The organism is Bacillus sp. EB106-07-01-XG149 (assembly GCF_058791555.1).
Window position 1 is genome coordinate 467,418 of sequence record NZ_JBYTDP010000001.1, and the last position, 25,923, is coordinate 493,340.

General features: G+C 31.5%; 21 protein-coding genes and 1 pseudogene. 3 read left to right on the top strand and 19 right to left on the bottom strand.

Going from position 1 to position 25,923, the window contains the following annotated elements:
- The first annotated feature begins 19 nt into the window (after positions 1 to 19).
- Positions 20 to 736, top strand: coding sequence for an SDR family oxidoreductase (locus AC3WTA_RS02490; protein ID WP_048547026.1), 717 nt, complete (start codon positions 20 to 22; stop codon positions 734 to 736).
- Positions 737 to 778: 42 nt separating this feature from the next.
- Here AC3WTA_RS02490 and AC3WTA_RS02495 read toward each other — a convergent pair whose 3' ends face one another.
- Positions 779 to 1,354, bottom strand: coding sequence for an NUDIX hydrolase (locus AC3WTA_RS02495; protein WP_000581289.1), 576 nt, complete (start codon positions 1,352 to 1,354; stop codon positions 779 to 781).
- Between the two features lie 221 nt (positions 1,355 to 1,575).
- Here AC3WTA_RS02495 and AC3WTA_RS02500 point away from each other — a divergent pair, with 221 nt between their 5' ends.
- Complete coding sequence (locus tag AC3WTA_RS02500) at positions 1,576 to 2,802, top strand: MFS transporter (RefSeq protein ID WP_098656563.1); 1,227 nt, start codon at positions 1,576 to 1,578, stop codon at positions 2,800 to 2,802.
- Positions 2,803 to 2,894: 92 nt separating this feature from the next.
- On the opposite strand, the gene AC3WTA_RS02505 is transcribed toward AC3WTA_RS02500, so the two are convergent.
- The 11 genes from AC3WTA_RS02505 to AC3WTA_RS02555 form a co-directional block, all read right to left on the bottom strand.
- Positions 2,895 to 3,704 carry a MerR family transcriptional regulator gene (locus AC3WTA_RS02505; RefSeq protein WP_088107183.1) on the bottom strand — a complete coding sequence of 270 codons (810 nt, stop codon included), beginning with the start codon at positions 3,702 to 3,704 and terminating at the stop codon, positions 2,895 to 2,897.
- 115 nt (positions 3,705 to 3,819) lie between these two features.
- Complete coding sequence (locus AC3WTA_RS02510; protein ID WP_098656564.1) at positions 3,820 to 5,271, bottom strand: serine hydrolase domain-containing protein; 1,452 nt, start codon at positions 5,269 to 5,271, stop codon at positions 3,820 to 3,822.
- The gene (locus AC3WTA_RS02515) at positions 5,271 to 5,783 is read right to left on the bottom strand and encodes a DUF1700 domain-containing protein (RefSeq protein ID WP_002096590.1); all 513 of its coding nucleotides are present in this window, start codon (positions 5,781 to 5,783) and stop codon (positions 5,271 to 5,273) included. Before AC3WTA_RS02515 ends, AC3WTA_RS02510 begins: the two co-directional genes overlap by 1 nt.
- Positions 5,780 to 6,085, bottom strand: a complete 306-nt coding sequence (locus tag AC3WTA_RS02520) for a PadR family transcriptional regulator (protein WP_000338007.1) — start codon at positions 6,083 to 6,085, stop codon at positions 5,780 to 5,782. Before AC3WTA_RS02520 ends, AC3WTA_RS02515 begins: the two co-directional genes overlap by 4 nt.
- 426 nt (positions 6,086 to 6,511) lie before the next feature.
- Entirely contained in the window at positions 6,512 to 9,682 is a 3,171-nt protein-coding gene (locus AC3WTA_RS02525; RefSeq protein WP_000865433.1) for an ATP-binding cassette domain-containing protein, read from the bottom strand.
- Between the two features lie 79 nt (positions 9,683 to 9,761).
- Positions 9,762 to 10,241, bottom strand: coding sequence for an SRPBCC family protein (locus AC3WTA_RS02530; protein ID WP_000881623.1), 480 nt, complete (start codon positions 10,239 to 10,241; stop codon positions 9,762 to 9,764).
- A 102-nt stretch (positions 10,242 to 10,343) separates the two neighbouring features.
- On the bottom strand, positions 10,344 to 11,081 hold the full coding sequence (locus AC3WTA_RS02535; RefSeq protein ID WP_001182539.1) for a hypothetical protein: 738 nt from the start codon (positions 11,079 to 11,081) through the stop codon (positions 10,344 to 10,346).
- Positions 11,082 to 11,160: 79 nt separating this feature from the next.
- Positions 11,161 to 11,718: a class I SAM-dependent methyltransferase gene (locus AC3WTA_RS02540; RefSeq protein WP_098656882.1), complete on the bottom strand. Its 558-nt coding sequence runs from the start codon at positions 11,716 to 11,718 to the stop codon at positions 11,161 to 11,163.
- A 118-nt stretch (positions 11,719 to 11,836) separates the two neighbouring features.
- Positions 11,837 to 14,077, bottom strand: a complete 2,241-nt coding sequence (locus AC3WTA_RS02545; RefSeq protein ID WP_144524821.1) for a SpaA isopeptide-forming pilin-related protein — start codon at positions 14,075 to 14,077, stop codon at positions 11,837 to 11,839.
- Between the two features lie 153 nt (positions 14,078 to 14,230).
- Positions 14,231 to 15,034, bottom strand: a complete 804-nt coding sequence (locus tag AC3WTA_RS02550; RefSeq protein ID WP_000828079.1) for a class C sortase — start codon at positions 15,032 to 15,034, stop codon at positions 14,231 to 14,233.
- Positions 15,035 to 15,126: 92 nt separating this feature from the next.
- Positions 15,127 to 16,788, bottom strand: a complete 1,662-nt coding sequence (locus AC3WTA_RS02555; RefSeq protein ID WP_000719291.1) for a SpaA isopeptide-forming pilin-related protein — start codon at positions 16,786 to 16,788, stop codon at positions 15,127 to 15,129.
- 569 nt (positions 16,789 to 17,357) lie between these two features.
- Here AC3WTA_RS02555 and AC3WTA_RS02560 point away from each other — a divergent pair.
- Positions 17,358 to 18,584, top strand: coding sequence for an AraC family transcriptional regulator (locus AC3WTA_RS02560; protein ID WP_000162839.1), 1,227 nt, complete (start codon positions 17,358 to 17,360; stop codon positions 18,582 to 18,584).
- 298 nt (positions 18,585 to 18,882) lie between these two features.
- Here the strand turns inward: AC3WTA_RS02560 and AC3WTA_RS02565 are convergent, their stop codons facing one another.
- The 7 genes and pseudogenes from AC3WTA_RS02565 to yqeK all read right to left on the bottom strand — a co-directional run bounded on the left by AC3WTA_RS02565 (position 18,883) and on the right by yqeK (position 25,882).
- On the bottom strand, positions 18,883 to 21,555 hold the full coding sequence (locus tag AC3WTA_RS02565) for a M4 family metallopeptidase (protein ID WP_000791155.1): 2,673 nt from the start codon (positions 21,553 to 21,555) through the stop codon (positions 18,883 to 18,885).
- Between the two features lie 208 nt (positions 21,556 to 21,763).
- Complete coding sequence (locus AC3WTA_RS02570; protein ID WP_001059012.1) at positions 21,764 to 22,138, bottom strand: hypothetical protein; 375 nt, start codon at positions 22,136 to 22,138, stop codon at positions 21,764 to 21,766.
- Positions 22,139 to 22,246: 108 nt separating this feature from the next.
- Entirely contained in the window at positions 22,247 to 23,095 is an 849-nt protein-coding gene (locus AC3WTA_RS02575; RefSeq protein ID WP_000617082.1) for a GNAT family N-acetyltransferase, read from the bottom strand.
- 102 nt (positions 23,096 to 23,197) lie between these two features.
- Positions 23,198 to 23,833, bottom strand: coding sequence for an SDR family oxidoreductase (locus AC3WTA_RS02580; RefSeq protein WP_000446317.1), 636 nt, complete (start codon positions 23,831 to 23,833; stop codon positions 23,198 to 23,200).
- A 15-nt stretch (positions 23,834 to 23,848) separates the two neighbouring features.
- Complete coding sequence (gene mtnN, locus AC3WTA_RS02585; protein ID WP_000210321.1) at positions 23,849 to 24,589, bottom strand: 5'-methylthioadenosine/S-adenosylhomocysteine nucleosidase; 741 nt, start codon at positions 24,587 to 24,589, stop codon at positions 23,849 to 23,851.
- Positions 24,586 to 25,260: pseudogene (locus AC3WTA_RS02590) on the bottom strand (DUF3885 domain-containing protein). The gene mtnN and the pseudogene AC3WTA_RS02590 overlap by 4 nt, the downstream one beginning before the upstream one ends.
- 13 nt (positions 25,261 to 25,273) lie before the next feature.
- Positions 25,274 to 25,882: a bis(5'-nucleosyl)-tetraphosphatase (symmetrical) YqeK gene (yqeK, locus tag AC3WTA_RS02595; protein ID WP_000932408.1), complete on the bottom strand. Its 609-nt coding sequence runs from the start codon at positions 25,880 to 25,882 to the stop codon at positions 25,274 to 25,276.
- Positions 25,883 to 25,923 lie beyond the last annotated feature (41 nt).

The window sequence follows — 25,923 nt, forward strand, 5'->3', positions numbered from 1 at the left end:
TTAAGGGAGTGGCTAAAATATGTCTATTACTACATTAAAAGATAATCGTATCGTTATCATTGGTGGGAGCTCAGGTATCGGATTAGCAACAGCAAAACAAGCAATCGAACAAGGAGCACATGTTATTATTGCAGGGCGTTCGAAAGAAAAACTAATGATTGCTCAAGAAATAATAAGTAACAACCGTCTTCAAACTTATGTATTGGATAATCAGGATAAAAACCAACTAGAAGATTTTTTCAAAAAGCTTGGGAATTTTGATCATTTGTTCACCCCAGGAGCCTCTTATACCCTTGGACCAATTACTGCTACGGATGATATTGCTGAAAGCAGCTTTATCGGCAAGTTTTGGCCACAATATTATGCCGTAAAATATGCAATTCCTTTTCTTTCAGACTCCGGATCTATCGTATTAATGTCCGGTGCATTTAGTCAAAGACCGCTTAAAGGGGCACCTGCTTATGGAGCTTGTAATGGTGCTATTGAGAGTTTAGGGAAAGCTTTAGCTGTTGAAATAGCTCCTATAAGAGTTAATGTTGTTTCCCCTGGAACGATAAGGAGGGAAAATGAACAAAACGAAAATAGACTAGCTGCTTATGAAGCTTATAAATCTCTTTCTCTTCTAAAGAGGCCTGGGCATAATGATGAAATTGCACATACTGTTCTATATTTAATGCAAAATAGTTTTACTACAGGCAATGTATTGTTTCCTGATGGAGGATACACATACCATTAAATTATTTAAAACAAAAGCCCCTTATTAAGGTGGCTTTTGTTGCTAATTTAGAAACTGCTGCAGTAATAAAGGATCCTCTTTTAAAATTCCTGCTAAAAACATAAGTTGCGGATAAGGTTGTAAGATTAAGTCTATATCCATTTTTTCTTTCAATATAGCTATTCCACCTTGCTTAATATAATCTTTTAGTGTTATTTCCTTACTACAAATTAGCCTAATATCACTTAAAGAAAGTAATAGAAGTCCATTCGTTTCAGAAGATGGATATGGCTTATTTTCTGAATGTGCCATATACATAATAGATAAAGTTTCATCTGGACTATCAATAATTAATATTGGATTGATCTCATTTGCTACCTTTATTTTCTTTGATTGCACATTCCAGTTCTCTTTATAATATGTACTTGGTGAACTCAAAATAGTAATATCGATAGTAGCTTCTTCTCTCACTTCTCTTTTAGCAGTTTCTACTGCTGTTTCTTCATCTTCTTTATGTCCGCCGAGCCTTACTACACCTAATGTATCTCCTTTACTCGTTGGCCCAACTTGGAAAACAAATAAGTTCTCGTATATTACATATGCACCAGATGTTCGTACATTTTTATCTATATGTATCAATATTTCCCCTCCTTAATCAACTTTCTCGCAAAATAGTTTACTATAATTTTATTATGTTTTTAAATAATCTTCAATCCAAAGCCTTCATTTTTATTCCCTCCTTAAAATTTTAAAATACATCTAAAAAGTAGGATTCACAAAAGAATCATAGAATTCTATATATAACAAATATTGAACGGATTTTTTTCAAATTCCTCTATAATAAAGGTGGTATAAATAGTGTGAAACTTAAACAAGAACAAAGATTTACCGTAAAGACAACTTTCTCTAAAGAATACAAGATTTTTATTTTTGGTTTACTCATTTCACGAATTGGGGATTCACTATATACTTTTGCATTGCCTTGGATTGCCTATCAATTAACCGGTTCAGCTGTAATTATGAGTTCTTTATTTGCTATTAATGTATTGCCAATTGTTTTATTCGGCCCTTTAGTTGGTGTAATAATTGATCGATACGATCGAAAAAAATTACTTTGGATAGCGGATATTACCAATATTATTTTAGTAAGTCTCGTACCAATTCTACACGCATTACATCTATTAGAAATCTGGCATTTATACGTAATTACTTTTATCTTAGCAGTTATGTCCATGCTTTTTGATGTAACAACTATTACAGTCATTCCACACATCGCGGGTGCATCATTAACGAAGGCTAATTCTTTATATCAAATGGTCAATCAATTGGCTAGTTTGTTTGGCCCAATGATAGCCGGAGTTTTCATTTCATTTATTGGTGGGTTTCATGTACTTTGGATTAATGTTCTTTCTTTTATTGCAACATTAGTTGCTGTAATGTTATTACCATCTATGAAAACCGCAAATAAGAAATGTAAAGATAAAAATACACTTCAAAATGTACTATCTGATTTGGTTAATGGGTTTAAATGGCTCAAAAATGACCGTTTAAATATAGCTCTATCTTTTCAAGCTATGATAGGAAACTTTGGAGCAAGTGCGGTTTTAGGTGTATTCATGTATTATTTATTATCCACATTGCAACTTACCCCAGAACAAAGTGGGTTTAACTATTCATTAATTGGAATAGGTGGTCTTTTAGGAAGCTTGATTGCAGCTCCTTTAGAAAAGAGGTTGCAGCGCGGCATATTAATTCCTTTACTCCTATTTGTTGGAGCAATCGGCTTAACTTTTGCGCTTTGGAGTACATATTGGTTCGCTCCTGGAATTGCTTTCGGTGTTGCAATGACTTGCAATATTGCATGGAATACACTTGTAGCCTCAGTCCGCCAGGAAACAGTCCCATCAAATATGCAAGGGCGAGTTTTAGGGTTTTCACGTGTGCTTACACGATTAGCTATGCCACTTGGAGCGTTAGTAGGAGGCATTATTTCGGCCTATAATCCAGTGTTTGTATTTGCTTTAGCTGCCTTCACAAAATTACTTGAAGTTTTCATTGCACTATATAGTCCGATACGAAAACTATGAAGGAAAGATAATTATGTATGATTGGTTAATTGAAATTTATGGATAAGTTTACAAAGAAAAAAGGCATATCATAATGCCTTTTTTCTTTATCATCATTTAACTGGATAACAAACTTCTGTAACCCACTTATTAGGATCCGATTCCATCGCTGGGCTCACATGATAAATATTAAACATCGGGCCTGCTAATTCATAACCTTCTGACTCAATCCATTTTGCTGCAGCCTCATTTACAGCTGTCATTTGTTCATAACTTCCATTAACTGTTATAGATGCTACATGAGTTGATTCAATATTTTTAAATATAACATCATTTGTATTTTCATGTTTACCTAAAATACTTAGCTGTATTTCTACATCTACATCATTTTCTTTGTATTCACGATCATGGAAAACCGCAATACTATAACTCGGATGAGCAATACTAATATTTTTCATATGAATTTCTTGCATTAATATACTCCATACATCCCCTTCGCAATTATACGATGGAATAATCTTTCTAACACTAGCTACATTTCTTTCTGGAATTTCTTTTATTAAAACATGATAGTTCATCTCAACAACATCCTCTCTCATCATTTTCATTGAGGCTTCGAGAAGACGTAATTGTTTTTGGAGGTCATACATCTCATTATTTATTTGTGCACTACGATTTTCAAATTGTGATTTTATTACTTCCATATTTTCGCTCTCTATTATTTCTTTAATAGTAGCAATATTAAAGCCCATATCTTTTAACGTTTGAATTTGATTTACTTTCTTTAATTGGGCTGCTGAATAGTAACGATAACCACTTTGTTCATCGACTTTTACTGGTTGTAATAATTCCACTTTATCGTAGTGCCTCAACATACGAATACTAATGGAAGATAGTTTTGAAAAATCCCCTATTTTAAACATATTTTCCTCCTATAAATTACATCTACTTCGAAGCTCAACTTCATCTTAAACAATGACATTGTGTGAGAGTCAACTGTTTATAACGCTTAAATTATATTTCTTTAATTATTTACCTTTATACCCTTTTCCTTCTTAAGGCTATAAAGATTGGTATTAATCCGTTCGCAGCTAATAAAATTACTATAATACTTGTAAGGAAGGCCACATCTGCCGCAAATATTTTAATCGTACGCCATGGTGAGCTTGTACTATAAGTAAGAAGCGGGATGAAAATAATAGATACTAGTAGAAATAGATTTCCTACGAATAACCAAGTTAGTTTTTTAACAGTTTTCTTATGTTTATATTTTTTAATTAACATAATTGATGTAATGAAAAGCACGAATATAACTATCGACATAACAATTTGTGTAAATGGTATGTTTTTAGGGGGATCCATGGGTTCTTTTCCATTCAAAATACTAATAATCCCATTCTTCAACACTGATAATGCTGGCTCTTCTAATACATGATTTTTATTCGTTAAAATCACACCACTCCAGCCACTTTTATTTAAAATAAATATTTCTGCACGAGCATCAGGAGTTGATCCTGAATGCCAAATCATCTTGTCACCCTTATTTATATTTGTTGTTCTTAATCCAAAACCATAACTTTTTTCTGAATTATTTTTATAAAGTGATGATAGATAAAGGTCTATGTTTTCTTTCTTTAAAAATTGAGTGTGCTCTTGGCGATTCAAAAACATAATAAATTGAATCATATCTTCTAAACTTGCAGTAATATAGCCATACGGTGCCCCTGCATTATCATAGGACACTACACTTTTTCTTGGTATGCCAAACCACGACTGATAACCTGTTAAATAACCTTTTTCATATGCAGTTTCTTTACTTGCTGCCGCGCCATTCATATTTAATGGCTGAAAAATATGCTTTTCCATATATGATGAATATGTTTCATTTGTGACGGCCTCAATAAGCGCACCAAGTATTATATAATTCGCATTACTATATTGATATTTTTCACCTGGTGGAGCAGTTAATTTTAAATTTGAAAGTTTCATTACATTTTCTTGTAATGCTGTAGAATTTTTGGATTGTTTATCTGATAATGCTAAGCCCTCATATGTACTTATTCCGCTTGTATGAGTTAGTAGTTGTTGGATTGTTATAGTTGAGGATATTTGAGGATCTTTTAGTTTAAACCATGGAAGATATCGTTGAACTGGATCCTCTAATTTTATTTTTTTATCTTCTATTAATTTCACTATAGCTAAAGCTGTTAAAGATTTACTTATTGAGCCGATTGCAAATGGTGTTTTACTAGTTACCTTTTTTTCCGATTCTCCAGTAATCCCCACCGTTTTTGTAAAGAATACGTCTTTATTATGTACAATTGCAACAGAAGCTCCTGGAATGTTCTGCTCCTTTATAAATTTTTCAATATACTTATCTAATGTGATTTTAATATTTTGCTGAGCGTAAACTTTTGGATCTGTAATATATAACATAAATACATTACAAAGAATAAAAATTAGAGACATTTTATAGATCGTATTCTTCATTATGCTTTTGACAGCTTTCTTTTTTTATAACTTACTAAAATAATAAATACTACTACAGAGAGCGTAAAACTAAACATTATTAATAATGAATTCCACCATTGATTCTCTGAAATACGATATAAAAGATTATACTGAAATGTAGTTTTACTATTAGTTGGATTAAATGATTGAGTTAAAAATATTGTAAATGTAGTTTGCGAGATGAAGTAAGTAATAATTACGATGAATATGCCCTGTAAGATAAATGTATTGAATTTTCCTTTTTCATTTTGAAGTTGTTTCATCTTAACTTGTAAATCGATTTCATTTATTTCTAAATAATCTTGAACAAATAATTGAGGTGTACCTAAATCATCTATACTATCTTCACCATGTTCGCGACATTCTTGAATATGTTCTAATATTTGTCGCTTAATATTTTCCCTTTCTTCTAAACTTATATCGTATTGCTGTAATTCCTTAAGTACGTCTGTTAAAAATTGCTTTTCTTTACCTATTAATCTATTCCTCATTTCAGAAGGTCTCCTTTCAAACCGCTTTTTAATAATGTTTGAATATCCGATTGCAATTCTAACCACTCATTAATTTTTTTCTCAAGACGTATTTTCCCGTTTTCATTAATTTCATAATAAATCCTAACTTTACCACTGTCTGTTACTACTTGATAAGTATTAACCCATTCTTGATTTTTCAACTTAGTTAAAATGGGATAAATACTTCCCACTCCTTTCAGTTTTAAATTGTTTACTTCAAGTTCTTTCATAATCTCATAACCATAACTTTTCTTTTTCGACAAAATAGATAATACACACATTTCTAAATGACCTTTAATTAAACTCGTTCTATCCATAGGATAAATTTAACAGAAATATATACTTCATTCAAGTATATATTTCTGTTAAATCCAAAAAATCAGACAACAGAACGAAGATATTATAAGCAAAAGATATTACTTGCGAACTGTTTTTACCCCTAAAAATCACTTTTATAATATAATAATTACATAATATATCAACTGTTTGTCCCTTTTATTTCTCTATCTCTCCTCCATATCATATCTTAGCTGGAAATATAGTATACGGGACATGAAAATACTAAAAATTCCAATTCCTTAATTTTCACATTAAGAAATTGGATCTTCTTTCATTACCTTGTAATACTCATACTGCGTTATTATAAACATTATAAAGAATATACGTTTTATATAAGTTATGTTAATAACATATAAACTAATATAACTTTACTGATTACTCTCAAGACATTCATAAACCGCCATCATATCTCGTTTATCCAATTCGCGAATACGATTAAAAATTGGTATTTGCGAAACAGCTTCTGTTAATAAGCTTTCATCCACAACATCACAAACTTTTCCAGTTAACCATGTTTGTACACCCACGCCCTCAACAACTTCTTTTAGTCCTTCGTCATTAATACCAGTTGCATTACAAGTTACACATGGAATTGTTAGTTTAAATACACCATCATGTAGATTATCTTCCGTAATAACTTTCTTTCCTTTACAAAATGGACATGGATTACTTTTTTTAATTTTATTAATTTGGGTAACTAACTTTTTGTATCCAAACGCTTCGTATACATACGTAAGTTTTTTATATTTACCATTTGTGAAATAATTATCTATAATGGTTTCTCTCGTTTCATAAACATTAGGGAAATCACAAACAGTTACTTTATTATTAACACTAATGGATTCGATATTTCCTTTTATTTCGTCCCAGAATGGTAAGACATTTTGTAACACCATTTCATAGTTTGAAAAGCTTGCCTGTTCTAATTCAAACATTTTCAGTGCAACTTGTGCTTTTCTTGGCAGTAAAGAAACATCTTCTGTCAATCTCATATCGCCACCAACAATAAATTTCAATTTTTGAAGTGCAGGTAAATCACTTACTATTTGCAACACTTCATCAACTGGTTGATTAATAATTTCACGAATATCAAAGTTACCAAATTTAAGCGGTTTATGATGATTTAATACCGTCCCTTCACAAATTGGACATGTCATCTTTTCTTTAGAAGTCTTAATTTCTTCTTTAATAGCTGCTTTTGAAATAACAATATATCCACCAATAATCGTATTAAATCCTACCCATGTTCTGCGTGTCTTTCCTTTTTTATCATAAAATGATTTTTCAAAATATCCGTACCAAAACGTATGCTTTTCTTCTTCTGACATATCATTATAGCTCTTTGATAAATCGTGACCAAGCTCATTTTTAATTTCTTCAAATAGAAATTCTATTTTTTCATATTGATAAAATTTTAATACTTTCATGATTTCCGGATCGAATAAACCATCCCAAAATGGAACGTTTTTATCTTGAATTGCAATATCTTTATCAAAAACTTCAATTTGAAGGCGTCCAGAACAAGATGGACAATGATTGTCCTGTGAATAGAAATCAAAACTTCTCGTATCTTTATTAGTTGGATGAGCAGCTACAATATGATTAATTAGTCCACCAATTTCATATAAGAAACTATATTGACTATATAAATGTCTTTCAAGATCAATAGCAACAACAGGTGCAATTGTATCAGATTCATATTCACTATAAATTAAACGGGCCATTGATGATAAACTTTTTAAAATACCACCCTTATAAATGTTTTCGGCATTTTTAAAATAGTGAATATGATTTTCTTCTAAATAGTGAACGCCTTCTTTATGCTTAAGTGCTGAAGAAATATGTATTTGCTCTGCATTATTCACACTGCTTTTTTGACGATAATAATCTTCATGACTTACTACATCAAGATGCTTTATAGATTCAAGCTGTCTTTTCCCGAAATCTACAATATAATCAGAGCTTTCTAACATATAACTATTATGTTCAATCATGATGATAGAGACTGATTCATCTTGTAATATCCCTCTAACACTATCTATAAATTGGTTTAAAATATTTTGTGATAAACCTTTTGAAGGCTCATCAAAAATAAATAATGTATGTGGATTTCTTGTGTTTGCAAATAACTCCGAAACTAAATGAACACATTGGAACTCACCTGTTGATAATGTTTGTGTTTTTCGTTCTAACGTTAAATAACCTAGTCCTAATTTAATTAATAGACTCAAGCGTTTATACGCAATATCTTCATTTGGGAGTTCTTCTATAATATCCTCAATCGAACGCTCAAAAATATCATCAATTTCTTCGCTATACTTTGTGAGTTTCTTTTTAATATCTAGGAAAGTGGCTACAGTTGATCGACTTGTAATGGATTGATTTCGATCTTGTCCTACCATAACTAATTTATCTTTTGGATATCGTTTCAAGAAATCTGTAGCTAAACATTCATTGACAAGTGTAGATTTCCCGCATCCAGATTCTCCAGTAACCGTCACAAGCCTATTTTTAGGGATTTGAAACTCCGCCATTTGGATATTACGGCAATATAATTCATGGAATGTATAATATTCTGTTGGTACTTCTTTATTTAGATCCGACAGTATTGGTTTTGGTCTTGGCGATTCTTTCACAATTTGTCCACCATATTTTCCGCTACCAGGTCCAAAGAACAATTGCTCATCTGTTGTATCCAGTACAGTATCTGAATGATCAATGAGCCAAATTTGATTTTTACACCCTAACTGCTTAATCTCTTCTAATATTTGTAATAATGTTTCATGATCAAGTCCAACTGAAATCTCATCAATAATAATTACAGCATTTTCGCTTACTGCCATAAATTCAGCCAAATATAGTCTTGTTAACTCTCCACCTGACAACGTACCCATAATTCGATTTAATGTTAAATAACCAATGTTCATATTAATTATATTTTGCAGTATATGTTGCTTTGCTTCACTAATATTTAACTCTTCCGCTAACGAAAGAATAGACTCAACACTTAAATCATTAATATTTGAAATTGTATGTGGTTTAGCAAATAAATCTATCGTATGTTGTTCGATTTCTTCGCTATAACGTTTTCCCTTACATTTTTTACACTCAATATTTTTAGTAGTACCTCGGCCTTTACAGCCAGTACACCAGCCTAACTGGTTATTGAATGAAAAAACCTCAGGTGAAAGATGAAATACATCAGCAAGTTTTTCACGTACCTCTGTGAAAACACCAGTATGTGTACCGATTGTTGAACGTGGATTGGAAGAAATCGATGATTTTCCTAGAAAAAGTACTAAAGGCATATCCTCCATCTTAATAGCACTAAAATTTGTTTCCATGATATTAGGAAATAAATATTGATATTCAGCCTTTGGCAATAAAGAAACTAATCGTTTTTTTGATTCTTCGCCAATCGTTTGGCAAAAAGTTGTTTTACCCGATCCTGATAAACCAGCGATTCCAAACGACTTATTAAATGGAATAGCTGTATCTAATTTATTTATGTTATTAGCAATTAATTGTTTTACTTTCATATTAACCTCTATTCTTATTTTTCATGAAAACCATTTTTACAATATAATAATTACATAATAAATATATTATCTTACGTAATTATCCTCTCACTTCAAGAACCTTATCCTTATATATTTCAAACCACTGTTGCCATTCATCTTTAGAAAATTCTTTTTCTTCTCCTTCTAGAACGGAAGAAAAAAGATCTAAACAAATATGCCACCCAGCTATATCTTTCGGTGTATGATCAGTTAATTCATTAATGTATTCTTTGAGAAGTAACAGAGTACAATTTTCATCTTTATGTATTTCAAATCGAACACGATCTTTATCCCAAGTAAATTCAAGTACTGAGTTTAGTTGACACTCTAAAATATCAATATTTATAAATGAACCGTCCATCATGTCAAACTTGATTATTCCACCTATTTTAAGGCTTTCAATCTGTAAATTAGACATCCATTTTTTTAGCTTACTGTTTTCTGTTAAAACAGACCAAACTTCTTCTATCGAATATGAAAAATAGCGCTCAAATTGCACTACATATTCATTACCTTGTTTATCTATTACTGCTAACATTATTAATTAACCTCCTTTTTGCCCGAACGAACGAATGTACGTTCTATATTTTATTTTACATGATTTCAATCAAAAAAGAAATCACTATTACATCCCATTAATTTAAGAGGTTTTTGTTAGCTCCAAAATTGAGTGACTTATTATATATAAGAGCTCTAATCTAGTTGACCATGCTTTTATAGGGTCAATAATATTATCTTGGTTAAGCTTGTTCACGTATTTTAAACCTTCTACCGCAGTGTAACGAATATTAAAATCTGTAAAAGTATTTATAATCATCGGCCATTCTCCATCAGTCATTCTGCATTTAGAATATTTTATTATGTAATCAATTGCTCGTTTGGATAACGCACATGAACCAGCTGTAATATCTACTTGTTTCCCTAATTGTAATGACATAATTTTATTTGATACTGTTTCTGTAATTTTCCATTCTTCAGGATGTGTCTGAAAAGCTTTCTCCGTTCTGCCAATGATTAAGTAATCTACATCAACTATATTCTGAATGAACGAATTAAGCTCAGCTGGATATTCTTTAATCCAAGTTAGCAAACGATCAAAATCACAATAGTGATAGTAATCATGATTATAGTTACTAACAAACTTCAAAGAATCCCTACGTGCGTTCCCTACTCCTAATTTTTCTACTATATTTATATGGAAGTTACATTCTGCTAGTTCTTTTACAACCTCTTTAGGTGTTACATTACTAATTGTTATATATTTTTTATCATAATTTAAATTTAACAATTCCTCTTTTAGTTCTTTTATTGTAGATAATAAGCTCCCTGTTGGATCATGAGTAATGCATGTTAATGCCACTTGTTTTATAGGTTGCATAGTATATTCATCCCCTTTGCAAAATAAAAAGCAGAAAGAACACTTTCTGCTTTTTATAATTACTTGCTTGAAAAATTTATCATTTAATCGCATCAACAATTAAAGATGGAAAACCAAGTTTATCACCTTTATTTCTAGAATCATACCTTTTCGAACGGAAAATAACACCGTCATTTGCATCCCATTCGTTGTAATAAAACTGACCATTTTCATCACAATATTCAAGTAAAACTACCTTAAATCCAGCAGTTTCAAACATTTTCGTTAATGTTTTATAATTATGAACAATTTTATGACTTGCTGCTGGATGATCTTTCGGACCAGGTCCGCCTATTTGAACTATATTTTGGTATGCTTCGTCTCGGAAAAATGCATCAGGAACACCGCACCGAATGTGCCCTGCTGGCTTTAAAAATTCATAACAAATTTCTGCTGCCCTTACACCTTCTTCAAACGTAAGGTGTTCCCATACATGCTCAGCTAAAATAGCTGAAATAGAATTGTATTCAAATCTTTCTTCCCACGTAACTTTATCTAGTAAATTAAGTTCATCTTCTTGCGTTTGTATCCAACCTGGATTATTATTAAACACCCCAGCTCCGACTACTACTTTAATTTCGTCTTGTTTTATTGCCATCACTTTCACCTCGTAAACATTTTAATTATTAATATATTCTATGTTTACTATTATCCTTCCTTCTTCAACAAATTTAGTAGCATGAATCTAGTACAATGCCGAACTTATCCCCTAAAAACTATCTAATGTAACGATTTTTCTTACAGAAATATAGCACACCAAACATTAGCACAAAACCAGTCACGTAAAAACTTGTTGTTCCGCTGCCACCAGTATTAGGAATTACCCAATTATTTTTCACATTTTTCACTGTTAGTTTTTGTGTCCTTACCGCTTCTGTAATTTCTATTTCTATTGGATCTCTAAGTAACATATATCCGTTTGGCGCTTTTATTTCTTTAACCGTATACTTTCCAATTACTAACTGGTTGGAAATCACCTTTCCTTTTTCATCCGTTGTTAATCTAGTAACTTCTTTACCTTCTTTATCTAATACTTGAAATACAGCACCTTTTAGTTTTAAATTAATATCCTTATCATCAACTTTCTCAATTTCAAATTGCCCAGTCGGGTCTGGTAATTTCTTATTCCCTATTTTAATTTCTACTACTGTATCTTTTTCTATTTTTACAGCTATTTTATCTTTTAATAATTCATAACCTTTAGGTGCTTCTACTTCCACTAGGGTATAGTTACCTATTGGCAATTCTTTTGATATCGCTTCTCCTTGTCCATCTGTTACTAACTCACCAACTACTTTTTTATTTGAATCTTCAATATGAAACTTTGCTCCTGCTAGCTTTTTATTTTTATCTCCCGTATCTACTTTCACTAGCTTCATTTTCCCCATCGGATCTGGTAATTTCTTATTTTCTATTTTAATTTCTACTACTGCATCTTTTTCTATTTTTACAGCTATTTTATCTTTTAATAATTCGTAACCTTTAGGTGCTTCTACTTCCACTAGGGTATAGTTACCTATTGGCAATTCTTTTGATATCGCTTCTCCTTTTTCATCTGTTACTAACTCACCAACTACTTTTTTATTTGAATCTTCAATATGAAACTTTGCTCCTGCTAGCTTTTTATTTTTATCTCCCGTATCTACTTTCACTAGCTTCATTTTCCCCATCGGATCTGGTAATTTCTTATTTTCTATTTTAATTTCTACTACTGCATCTTTTTCTATTTTTACAGCTATTTTATCTTTTAATAATTCGTAACCTTTAGGCGCTTCTGTTTCCACAAGAGTATAGTTACCTATTGGTAATTCTTTTGATATCGCTTCTCCTTTTTCATCTGTTACTAACTCACCAACTACTTTTTTATTTGAATCTTCAATATGAAACTTTGCCCCCATCAATTCTTTATTATCATTATTACTATCTACTTTTTTTATCTTTACTTTTCCTGTACTAGGCTTGTTCCAATGTTGCCAATTAAATTTGAAATTGTGAAATTCAAATCCACCAGTTTGTTGTACTGCACCGACAAATGCTTGTCCATTAATCGAACCGCCTTTTGTTTCTAATACAGCATTTGGAGCAAACACACTCCCAACGACACCATATCCCTCTGTTGTGATTTTTTTTGCATTAGGAAAAACCCAAATCACCTTCCCGTATAACTCAGTGAACGGTGAATTAGGAGAATAGGGTTGTGATGTAGGAATTATATCTGTAGCCCTACCAATATTGTTCGTGTCATATAAGATAGCACCATTTTTAAATGTAACCTCTATTGCATCTGAATACATAACGATAAAATCTTTTCCTTTAGCATTAGGTAAAAAGACATCTCTTATATCTAAATTGATTTTCCCTACCAATTCTGATGAAACATAAATATTAGGATTGTTTATATCTTTTCCGATTCCATAACTCATATTTGGAATTGGGGTATTCGTTTTATATTGACCTGCATTTTTACTGACTTGGTTCACTATGTTGTGAAATTCATTAAATTTCGCGTTAATTTCTAGTTTTTCTTTATAAACGATACGATCATAAGAAGATTGTATGATACGATCTGGATCACTCTCTTTTGTCATTACGACTATTCCGTTTTGAATGATAAAAGATTCCTCTCTTGACTTTTTAAATTTTCCAGACAATAACAAGGATGGATATCCCTCGTCATCCCATTTCCCCCCAACTATATTAGATGTTCCCGCTGCTGCACCTACAATTGTATAACCAGATGCATCCATATCACCTTGAACTGCAATTGCTCCTTCAATGTCGCCACCTACTGCTATATGGTTACCAAAGACAACAGCATTATAACGCGATATATCCCCTAGACCTTCTAAGTTAGTCGTGGATCCATATGCTTCTTTTGGTGCATATACGACAAAACTTACACATAACATTAACAAAACCATAAAATGAATACTTACCAACTTTAATCGTAACCTCAATTCCTTTGTCCCCACCTTTACCGTATTTTTTCTACAGTCGAATAAAGTGAAACTTTTTTCAGTGAGGATTTACTTCATCCCCTATATACCTTCTTTGCTTATCTCTGGATTTTCGGTCCCACTGCCCATTAATACAGGATAAATAAATTCATTCTATCGAGTTAATTTTTTCTTATAAATTGCGACTAGTAACACACATAATAATAGGATTAAGACTACTACGGTCCACTTATTAAACATAAATATCTCTTTACGCATTTTTTGTTTTTCTTTCTCGTTAAACTCCACACGCTCACCTCGAACCAGTAATCTATTTGTGTTTACTCCATAAGGCGTACATGTAATTAATGTTATATAATCTTTCTTTTCCACAATTTTTAAATCGTCCGTTTCGTGTGGTAACACTACTTTAATTTGATCTACTTTATAAGCAAGAATTTTGTCTAAAGAATGAATATAAAAAAGATCTCCTTCACTCAACTTATCTAAATCTGTAAATAATTTTGCTGATGGTAAACCACGATGCCCTGTTAAAATAGTATGCGTATTTTCTCCACCTACCGGAAGTGAAGAATATTCTAAATGACCTACCCCCCGACTCAATACTTCCTCAGAGGTCCCTTGATAGATTGGCAGTTTTATATTAATTTTCGATATTTCAATATACCCCATTACATCACCTAAATTTAACGCATCGGCATATGCTTGATGATTATTTTTTTCTTCAGAAAATGGATCTGCAAATGTTTTCATGGAAGTTTGAACTTGTTTATTATATTCGGTTGCTTCTTTTTCCCTACGTTCAACTTCTTTCTTTTGTAGTGCTTTGATCTTCTTATCGTAGGAGCTAATCTCAGAATAATGTGCACGAGTCGCCAACCAATTACTAATAGTAGGATATAAAAAAATAGCTAATCCAAATAAAAAAATACCTCCTAAAACAAGATTTCGTTTCATATTTCCACCTCTGCATATACTAAAATATCGAAAAGAGGGAAGCATTTTGCTTCTCCCCTTTTCACATCACTTGGTTACATGTTCCTAAAACCTTAATTATTAGCAAACTTTTTTCTAAAGAAAACAAATGCCGCTGTAGCCATTAACGCAAGGCCTAGTACAGTAAATAGAGTCGTTCCGATACCACCCGTTACAGGAAGAATCCATCCACTTTTATTATTTTCAATCAATAATTTAACCGTTTGATTATTTTCGCTAATCTTTACATCAATAGGGTCCTTTAATAATTGATATGAAGCTGTTGTACCATCTTCTTTTGTATAAGTTGGTGCTTTCGTTTCAAAAATTTGATAGTCTCCATACGGAATGTTAGTCCATTTAATAACACCATTTTCATCTGATACACCTGTGACTTCTTTACCTGCCACAACAACTATTTTTCCATTTTTATCTTTAAGTACAAACTCCGCACCTTTTAATTTCTTCTTATCAGCACCATCAACTTTTGTTAACTCGATAATTCCAGTTGTCGGAACAACAACTACAGGTTTAGATTCCTTTTCTCCAATTACATCATTTTTATTTATAAAATCAATTTTTGCTGTATTTAAAATTTCCGAACCAGATAGTACTCCTTCTTTTACTTGTGATTTAATTTGTAAATGAAATTCTTTTTTACCATCTAACTTTGTGAAATCTTTTACTGTAGCTGTTACTTTTTGGCCTTCTACAGCTACCTCTACAATACTTGCATTTACTTCCGCTCCATCAATTTTCACGACTGGTTTTCCTTGAATCATTAAACGATTGTCTAAAGTATCTGTTACTACATATTTTTTGTAGTCTTTAATGTCTTCTGGAATTAATGTTTTGATATCATAATTGTAATTAGTTAACGGATTAATTAGTAACGCTTCCAAATTCCCGTTAATCTTTTTATCAATATTTGGTTCTTCATAGTTTTGCACTTCTACTTTAACTACTGTACCAGAAGTAATTGTTCCATCTTCGTTAATAGTTCCGGAGGTCTTTATAAAAAACTCGTGTTTAGTCAGATCTAGTACATACCCTTTCGGCGCTTTTGTCTCTTGGAAATAGTATTCCCCATACTCTAATCCTTGCACGCGAATATGCCCATTACCATCTGTTGCTAACTCTTTTTTCACTTCTGTACCATCTTTCTTAAATAAAGAGAATACTGCACCTGCTAATGCTTTTTCATTTGCACCAGTCTTTACTAAATCAACTGCACCACGTTTAATCTCATTTTTCGGATACATATGAACATCATAGTTTAGCACCTTACCCTCTTTATTCGTTAATGGAATATCCACTGTATACGTATTTGGATTTAGGTTAACATGCGGAGGTCCTGCCACTTCTTTCACTTCATAACGTCCTAGCGGAAGATCTTTTAATACAGCTTGTCCGTTATCATCTGTTACTACTTGAGTTGGAGTTGCTCCCATTACAGGCTTCACATCTTCTTTCACGATTTTCCCATCGTTTGAAATTTTTTCAAACGATGCAACCCTTTTCACTTCAAACGTTACACCTTTTAACGGTTTCGCATTTGATGGTACCTCTTGATTTGCAGAGCCATCACCTTCTAGCCCCGGTGCGCCATCTTTTTCTTGTTCATATTTATGAATCGTTAAAGTACCTTTGGATGGTGAAGCTGCCTTCACTAATACACTAGACCATGTAGAAAATGTTAAGAAAAATACTAAAAGCACACTAAATATTTTTTTCATTTCTCTTATCCCCTTTACTACTTCTATCATTTTAAAAATCTCTTTATTACTATTACCCTCTTAAAAGCAATAGTGTGCCAAGTACCAGATTTAAACGAGTAACCTAAAACATAGTCGTCCAACAATCCATTGTTTACAATCACTTATTCACTCTTCTTATTTTCTATTATTACGTTGTCTCTCCGTATGATATATGTAGTTTTTCCCCTGAATTACACTTATATCTCTACTTCAAAAATCGTTACACATTAACTTCTATCGCAAATTTTCATTAATTACTTAACTTCAATTCATTAATCTCTTCCTTCCTATCCCTATTTAAAATCCAATCTTAATCATTTTTGATACATATAAGCAATGAACAACGAATAAGTGTGACAATTAATATTTTACGTTACTCCCTAAAACTATTACCTGTATATTCAAATAATATGTACTAACCATGTTAAATTATGGTATTATTCTTAGAAGTTTATAATTTTTATAGATAAAGTTTTTCCGTTTCTACTTATGAAAAAAAGGAATATGTAAACATTCAACTATTACGCACAACTGTAAGGAGGAATAATATGACTAAAAAGCTCAGTCTAGTTGAGATAGAGTACATTTGTAATATGTTTTTCCAATCTTTTGAAATTCCAGTTTGTTTTTTAGATTGTAACAAAAATATTCTTTTAGAATTTACATCAAAAGATGATTCACATTCGTTCTATAAATCAAAAATAGAACAGTTACATGTGCTTTTTCAAAAAAATGATTCATTTAATTCGCCTATCTTCAGAACTCACCAATATTTAGGGCACTTCATTTTAATTCACATAAAGAGTCATTATATGGTGAACGGTACTGTTATTATTGGGCCCTTGACACATGTAAATTTTTCTACAAGTAAAACGGATAGTAACCTTAATTTTATTTCGAATTATAAAAGAACAAGAGATCACTATTTTTCATTGTCAGTCAAAGATCAAAATTTCTTTGTAAATATAGCAATATTGTTCTATAACATTCTCTATAAAAAAAATTCAGATGTAAGTAACTTTTCAAATAACAGTGACTCATTTCATGTAAGTCATAGCAATATCTTAAACGAGGATGTATATATTTCAATGCAAAAAAACGAATCTATCTGTCATAATTTGTATATAGAGCAGCAACTACTTGGAGCTATAGAAAACGGGGATAAAGAAAGCGTACTCAAATATTATTACGAATTCCAACAAGAGACTCTTTCATCCTTATCTTCATTCCATCAATTAAGACGTCATAAAAACATTTGTATTTCATCCATCACACTTGCTACTAGATATGCTATAAAAGGAGGACTTCCTTCCGGGCTTGCTTACAAGATTTACGATCTACACATTCAAAAGACAGAGGATTTAAAAGACACAGAATCTGTATGGGATTTATTAAGAAATGTCTTCTGTACTTTTGCAGACCGTGTAAAAGCACAAAAAGTACAGAAATACTCAAAGACTATCGCTATTTGCAAAAACTATATTTTTGAAAATATTTACAACCAAATATCTGTTAAACAACTTGCTAAATTTGCAAACGTAAATTCAGATTATTTATCTATATTATTCAAAAAAGAGGTCGGTATTTCATTAATTGAGTACATTCAACGTGAACGAATTGAAGAAGCAAAAAAATTATTAACTTTCACAACCTATCCCTTATCAGACATATGTGCTTCGCTCAACTTTAGTGATCAAAGCTATTTTACTAAAATTTTTAAAAAATTCACTAACGAAACACCTGGTAAATATCGAAAATCTCATATTGTCATATAGAGTTAAACTTTCATTAAAACAAAGTGTTTTTAATAACTTATCAATGGCAGATTAGAATTACTTCCACATCCATGACCTTTTAAATTCAGGCTATTTTTAAATCAAAAAAACACGTTACTATTCTTTTATTTGAATGAGAATAGTAACGTGCTTTATATGTAATGTAGGTCTGTAGGAAAAATAGCGTCCAAGCACAAATTTTTATAGAAGCAAAATACACTACTTAAATACTAAAATCTTATTAAGTAAAAAATTCATCTAATAATTATTGTGTGAGAAATAATCCCTACTATTATTTTTATATCTTTCTAAATTTGCGAACCAAAGTGAGTACTGTACCGACAATAATCATCCATATGCCCATTGTTGCACTGTTAGTTGTACTTGCACCCGTGTTGGGAAGCTCTTTATATGTAGATTCTTTTTTATCAGAATTAATGTTCGTGATATTACCGTTATTACTATTATTAGTAATACCTTTAGCTTTGCTAGTATCTTTATCCTTCACTAATACTTTTTGTATTGCATGTACCTCATTACCTACAGAATCTGTGACACTATATATTATTTCAAAAGTACCAGCTTTAGAGGGATCTATATCTCCTTCATAAACTACTTTAGAAGTAAGGTCACCGCTTTCCTTATGAGTAGCTGATACTCCTACCATTGGATCGAATTGATCCCCCTCAGTAATTGTAGTTGTAGCAGGTACTTTTAGTATTGGTATTTCATTTTTAACTTCATCTCTAACTTTGACCGTTACAGTTTGTTCCTCAGTTACTTTATGACCTTTAGAATCTGTAACTGTGTACTTTAATACGTAAGTACCGGCTTTAGAGGTATCTACTTCACCATTAAGTTTTACTTTAGAAGTAAGATCACCATCTTCTTTATCAACAGCTAATACTTTTTCCATTGGATCAAATGAATCTCCTACATGAATTGTCGCTCCAACAGGCGCTGTTAATGTAGGTTTTAAATCTAATGTTTCTCCATTTTCCTCTACAATTACAGTCTGTGTAGCCGTTGCATTCCCCCCTTGAGAGTCAACGACCGAGTAGTCCACAATGTATGTACCTGGTTTAGAAGTATCTACATCGCCTTTATGTTTTACTGTATTTGTTAAATCACCATCTTCTTTATCAACAGCTTTTACATTACTCATCGGGTCAAACGTATCACCAACACGCAGTGTAATTGTAAGCGGTACAGTTAATTCAGGGACTTGGTTTTCTGCAGTTTTTTCGTTTTCTTTCACTGTCCCTTTAATTTTTGCTGCATCAAAAGCGTTTTGGACCGCTTCAACCTCAATTGAGTTCGCTCCATATTTATTTGTTGCAACTTTAAGACACGCTAATCTTAATTCAGAGAAATTAGAAGTCATGTTCAATTCATCAGTATTTGCATAATAGAAAATATCAAACATTTTATCTTCACCAATACTATTTACAGTTACACCGTTATGAGTGCCACCTTGTGCAATTAAATACGCGACTTTATTAATAATACTTGAGTTGAAATGAACGCCCTCATTATCTTCTCCGTTTAAATCACTGTATTTGCTATAATCATCTGGATACGGTACTCCATCAAAAAAATTGATTGAAGATGGATTTTTCATATTACGTAGAACTGAGCCGCTTTGTTCTCCTATTGTCCAATTAAATTCTCCATTATTTATATATTTCTCAATAGCCGTTCCCATAATATCAGATAACGCCTCGTTAATTGCTCCAGATTCTCCGAAAAATTCAAGATTAGATTCGCTAGATGTAACCGCATGCGTAAATTCATGGCCCGCTATGTCAAACGCTCTAACCATTAAATCACCATATATAAGCATACTAACATTGTTAACATTAGCACTAAATGCATTACTCCAATTTTTAGGATCATCTGTTTCTCCAGAATCCCATGCATGTACAACTGATACTACTTTGTTCCCCTTATTATCAAAACTATTACGCTTATATTTATCTTTATAAAAATCATATACCTTTGTTGCTAAGAAATGAGCACTTACCGCCTTTGGATCATTAAATGTTGTTGAAGTGCTAGTTGCTAATATACCAGGATAATATTTTTCTTCAAAACTAATATCTCTATAATTCACATCATATGTCTCAATTCCTTGCCCTCTTGTGTAATCTGCAAGCGCATATTTCCCATTACTTTGTTCAGAAATACCAAATGTGCGAGTTATCCCTAAATCATCTTTACCAGTTCCAGTTAATGATATGGAATTGCTTTTTTTAGTTTCCTTTAAAGATTCCACTTGCTCTTCACTTACTTTTAAGCTTGACTCTTGCACCATATTTTTCAACATATCACCATTATGAGCATTCACTAAATAAGTTCCAGATACATAGTTTGGTGTTGCAGCAGTAAATGTAACTTGATATGCATTGCTAGCCTGTCCATTATTTTCATTTACAAAAATAACTTCCTTAACTTCTGGCTCAGAAATAAATTTAATATCGTTCCCGTACTTCGTATAAATATGTTGTTTTGCTTCTTCTTTTGATAAATTACTAGCATTCTTTAAATCTTCTTGTGTTAAATTTTGTGCACTTTCTCCTGAAATACTTTTAATAATACCCTTTTTATCTACATGAGCAGTCAATTGGTGTCCATATACTTCTTTACCTTCATATATTTGTTGCATACGCACAAGTGTAGTCCCATCATAAGAACTACGTTTTTGAACAACGTTGTAATCTACCCCTTTGTCTCCACTAACTTGTTTTGGAGACAAAGCATGCTCGGTCTTTTCCTTAAGTGCATCTTTCACTATATTCTCTGGCGTCTTTTGTGATGGTTGTGTAAGTTCACCTGTACGGAACGAACCCTCTTGAATATCAACTTGCATTTGACCCGTTTCTTCTGCATAAGCTATTCCATATGGTGTTACACTTGTTAAAACTAACCCTGTTGTTAATGCAACTATAGCTATTTCTTTTTTATTCTTCATTTTATTTTCCTCGTATAATTTCCTAAAATATGAAACTGCTTCAATGTATTCCTATCAAAAATAGAAAAAATAAAAAGTACATCACATTACGCAAAACTGTATTATAAAAAGATGACTTCTGTAATCAACAAAAGTCACCTCTTCAATATGTCATATCCCTAATATGTTTTTAATACATACTTTCTATATGAAAAAGAAAAAGTATTCTTTAACGAGCATTTTGCAATACTTTTATTAGGTCATTTATATTTTCAACTTTTTGCTGAAACTGATCAAGCCTGTTATGTAGCAATGAAGGATTCTTATCTTCAGTTGAAATAACTTTTTTTAATTCTTGTTCTAATTTATCATATGTATCAAAGAAATTATCAAATTCTACACTTATAAGTTCTTCATTTTCACGATAAAATCTTTTTGCTTCTATATAAGTCATATATGATTTATTTAAAAACCCTAATGAAATTAAATATTTAGAAGTGTTTTCTTGATAAATAGCAATATCACATGCTATTTTAATATCAGAATAAGTCTTTTGAACGAAACAATGCAATTCAAAAATCTTAAACTTTAATCCATTATTCATTTCATCCCCTCCCATCCTATCTATTTTACATAAAAAAAGAATATTATACAAAGTAAAATATCAATATAGCACAAAAATAAAAAGCGAAATAATGACTCCTTTCGCTTTTTATAACAATACATACATTTCATATTGTGCTAATGAATTCTTTTCAAATCCAGTTTTCTTTAAAAACCCTTCCAGTAAATTGTTGTTTGGAAACCCAATTGATAAACTTGATACATGTAAGTTTTCTCTTGCTACTTGTAATAATTTTGATCCAATACTACGATTTCTATAGTCTTTGTCTACGAAAATAAAACTAATTTTACCTTGTTCATTCATACATATTGAACCCTTTAAATCATTATCGACATATGCACCGTAAAATGTATTATTTGTTTTTTCGATATAATCCATATCATTTTGCCAATTTATATGGAAGTGTAACCATTTCTGAATTTCAACTTTAAAAGCTGGAAATTCTAATTGTTTTACTTCAATTTCCTTACAATCTTTATTTATTATTTTAGTCATATCTTTTAAATTATAATAAGATAGATCGTACACTTTTTCATAGCCTAATTTCGTATAAAAATGAATCGCTCGGTCATTGCCTACAATGACTTCAAGAAAAAGTTGCTTACACTCATTTTGAAGCGCCTCTTCCTTATGCAGTTCAAATAATTTTTGACTCACACCAATACCGCGGTAATTAGGATGAACCGCTAATGTTCCACAACGCATTGTTTTTATGTTTTCATAATCCTTTATCCCGCCAAGTATTACACCAACAGATTTGTTACCGTCTAAAGCAAGAAAGGAATGTTTTAGTGAATTCCCTTCTGGTCCCAAAAACCTTTTTATAAAATCTTCTTTTGAAACTTCCATTTTAATAATGTAATCTGAAAATCCATCTTTAAAAGCTTCATACACTAAATCTATACTTACTTCACTGCATCTTTTGTATTGAATCATATAAAATTCTCCCCCACTTACTCGTGTTAAACTTAGCATTCAAATACGTAAAATGTACTAGTGCCAATCTACCCATCATTCTTTAACTTTTAATTAAACCATTTAATTTGAAATAAACGGGCACTTCCCTACATATCTCTCACTGTTAATTTGTTTTATCACAAATGGTGCAATATCACTATTTTGAATTTTGATTCCGGGCATATCTACTAAACTCTCTTTTATATTTCCAATGCTCTTCCCTTCCATAACAAATGGTAATCTAACAATTGTCCAATCTACATCACTACCTTGAATAGTTTGCAATTCTTTATATTTATCTTGCATCATCTTTGATAAAAATGCTTTAAACAAGGTAGCTCCTATTTTATTTACAATTCCCTTCTGATCTCCTGTAACATCTAAAGAACCTCCAGAAATCAGAATATATCGTTTTATTTCAAACTCCTTCATTGCTTCTAAAATATGCTTCGTTACTGTGCTAAAAATATAAGATTCATTTTTCGGTTGACCTACCGCATTAATTACAGCTCGACAACCTTTAAGTAATTCACGTATTGAAGAAAAATCACGTGCATCCCCAATAATAGTCTCTAAATTTTCATTAGTTATCGTCATATTATTAGAATTTCTCGTTAATATTTTTACTTGATATCCCTTTTTTAATGTTTCGTTTACAAGGAATTTCCCGGCTTTTCCGTTTGCACCCAGAATAGCTATTTTATTTGTACTTTCCAATATTAACCCCTCTTACTATCTATTATTTACTACATTAATCTCGTACACACGTAAAAAAGCAATTAAATGCTCGCACGCTCGTTCACATGCCAACATTTTAAAGATTTTTTGTTCCTCTTTCGTTTTATCATTCGCTTGATCTGAAGCAGCTTTTAAACATAGAAAAGGCTTTTTATTGATTTGGCATACATAAGCGAAAGCTGCCACCTCTTGATCAACCGCTAAAGCTCCATATACAGTATGGAGTAAATATCTCATTTCTGAACTACGGATACGTTGATCTCCAGATAAAAATGTACCGAAATGAATCGGATCATAAGATTGTATCTTTTTTATTCTTCTTACAATTGACTTTGTTGTTTCAATAGGTGCTGTTCTACCATTATATAAATTAAAAACATCTTCTCCCGAACCAGCAGCAGTAACGTCATGTTGTATTGCATTAAGCGCTACTACAATATGACCATTTTTCACCTTATTTGATAAACTTCCGCATATCCCTGTCATAAACAACTCATCTGGCTGAAACTCACTAATTAATAATTGTACACAACTTGCACAACTTACTTTCCCAACTCCAGTTATTACGGAGATAACTTCCATATTATTAATATAATGAAAATGAAATTCCCAAGCAGCTCGTTTTTCAATACGTTCACTTGGATAATATTGATGCAAATACGTAAGTTCTGGTTCCCATGCGGATACGATTGCAATACGTTTCATTACACGCTTCACTTCCCCCATTGTTGTCATGTAAATAAGTTATCTATACTTTCTCGTTCATAATCTGGAATCCACTCTTTATATTTCTCATATAAATTTCGTATTGTTTCTTTATTCTTCGCAATTACTTCACATCCTCTATCATCGTAAATAAACATGATAATATCTTTCGATGCATTTATGAGAAATACATCTGGATAAGAAATCTCTTCCTTACGTCCAAAACGAGGATTAAGACCTGGAAAATCTTCATGATTCGCAGCTTGAATAAGTGGTTTATACTTTATATCGCTAGCAAAACATTTTAATGAAAATTGATATGTACAATATAAATTAGCTTCTTCATCTTCAAATAGAAAAGGTAATGTTTCTTGTCTTATTTGGAACTTTAAATCCCTCTTTTTAATAAATCGATTATATACATTTATTTTCTGCGAATTTTTCACGTTTTCCTTTTTAAATCGATAAACATTTGTAACTAAAAATACTTAATCTTCTTTTGAAAATATATCTTCAAATAAGTATTTATTATATGTATATAGTTGAGAGAAGTATTCCATATTTATATCGTCGGTGCCTTCTACATTTTGATGTTTACCTTTCCCAAAATCAAAATACAAATAATTTTCCCCCTGAAAGGATATATGTGGTACTAATGTAACCCCAGGAAATGTTTGATTCATATATTCTTTTAATTGCATTCTTATACCCTTTCTACTCTACAATTTCTTTTAACTGCCAATATGCTTCTTCTAGCCACGGATGTATAACTTTCAAAGTGTCTTTTCTATCCCACAAATATGAAATATATGCAAAAGCAGCATGTTCTAAAGATTTTTCTAATCCTTTTTTTACTTCTATTAAATATTGCAGTGTACCATTTTGATCCCATTCTATTTTATCAGCAACAAATAACACTAAATCCATTTTCGTTGCATGTTTACGTAGTGTAGTATGACAACAAATTGCATTTAAAATCTCTTCATCTTCCACTTTAAATATCTCTTTTGCAATTACTTTCGATAACTTTTGATGAATAATCATTGGAAATTCTCGTTCTTCTTGTAATATCTCTATTCCAAATTGCTCAGCAACTACAATCCGATCTTCATTCGGAAAGATTGCACTAATATCATGTAAATATCCTGCAATTGCTGCCTTTTCTTCATTTACATTATAAGTAACCGCAATTTTACGAGACTCATTTGCCACCCGGATTGAATGTTTATATGTAACTTCTTTGCTGTATTTTAATAGAAAAGCTTTTATATCATTTTCAAATTTTCCAGTTGGAGTAAATGAATAGATATCTTTATTTAACATTGCAAATCCCCCTTATTCCTCACTTTCAGTATAATGCATTA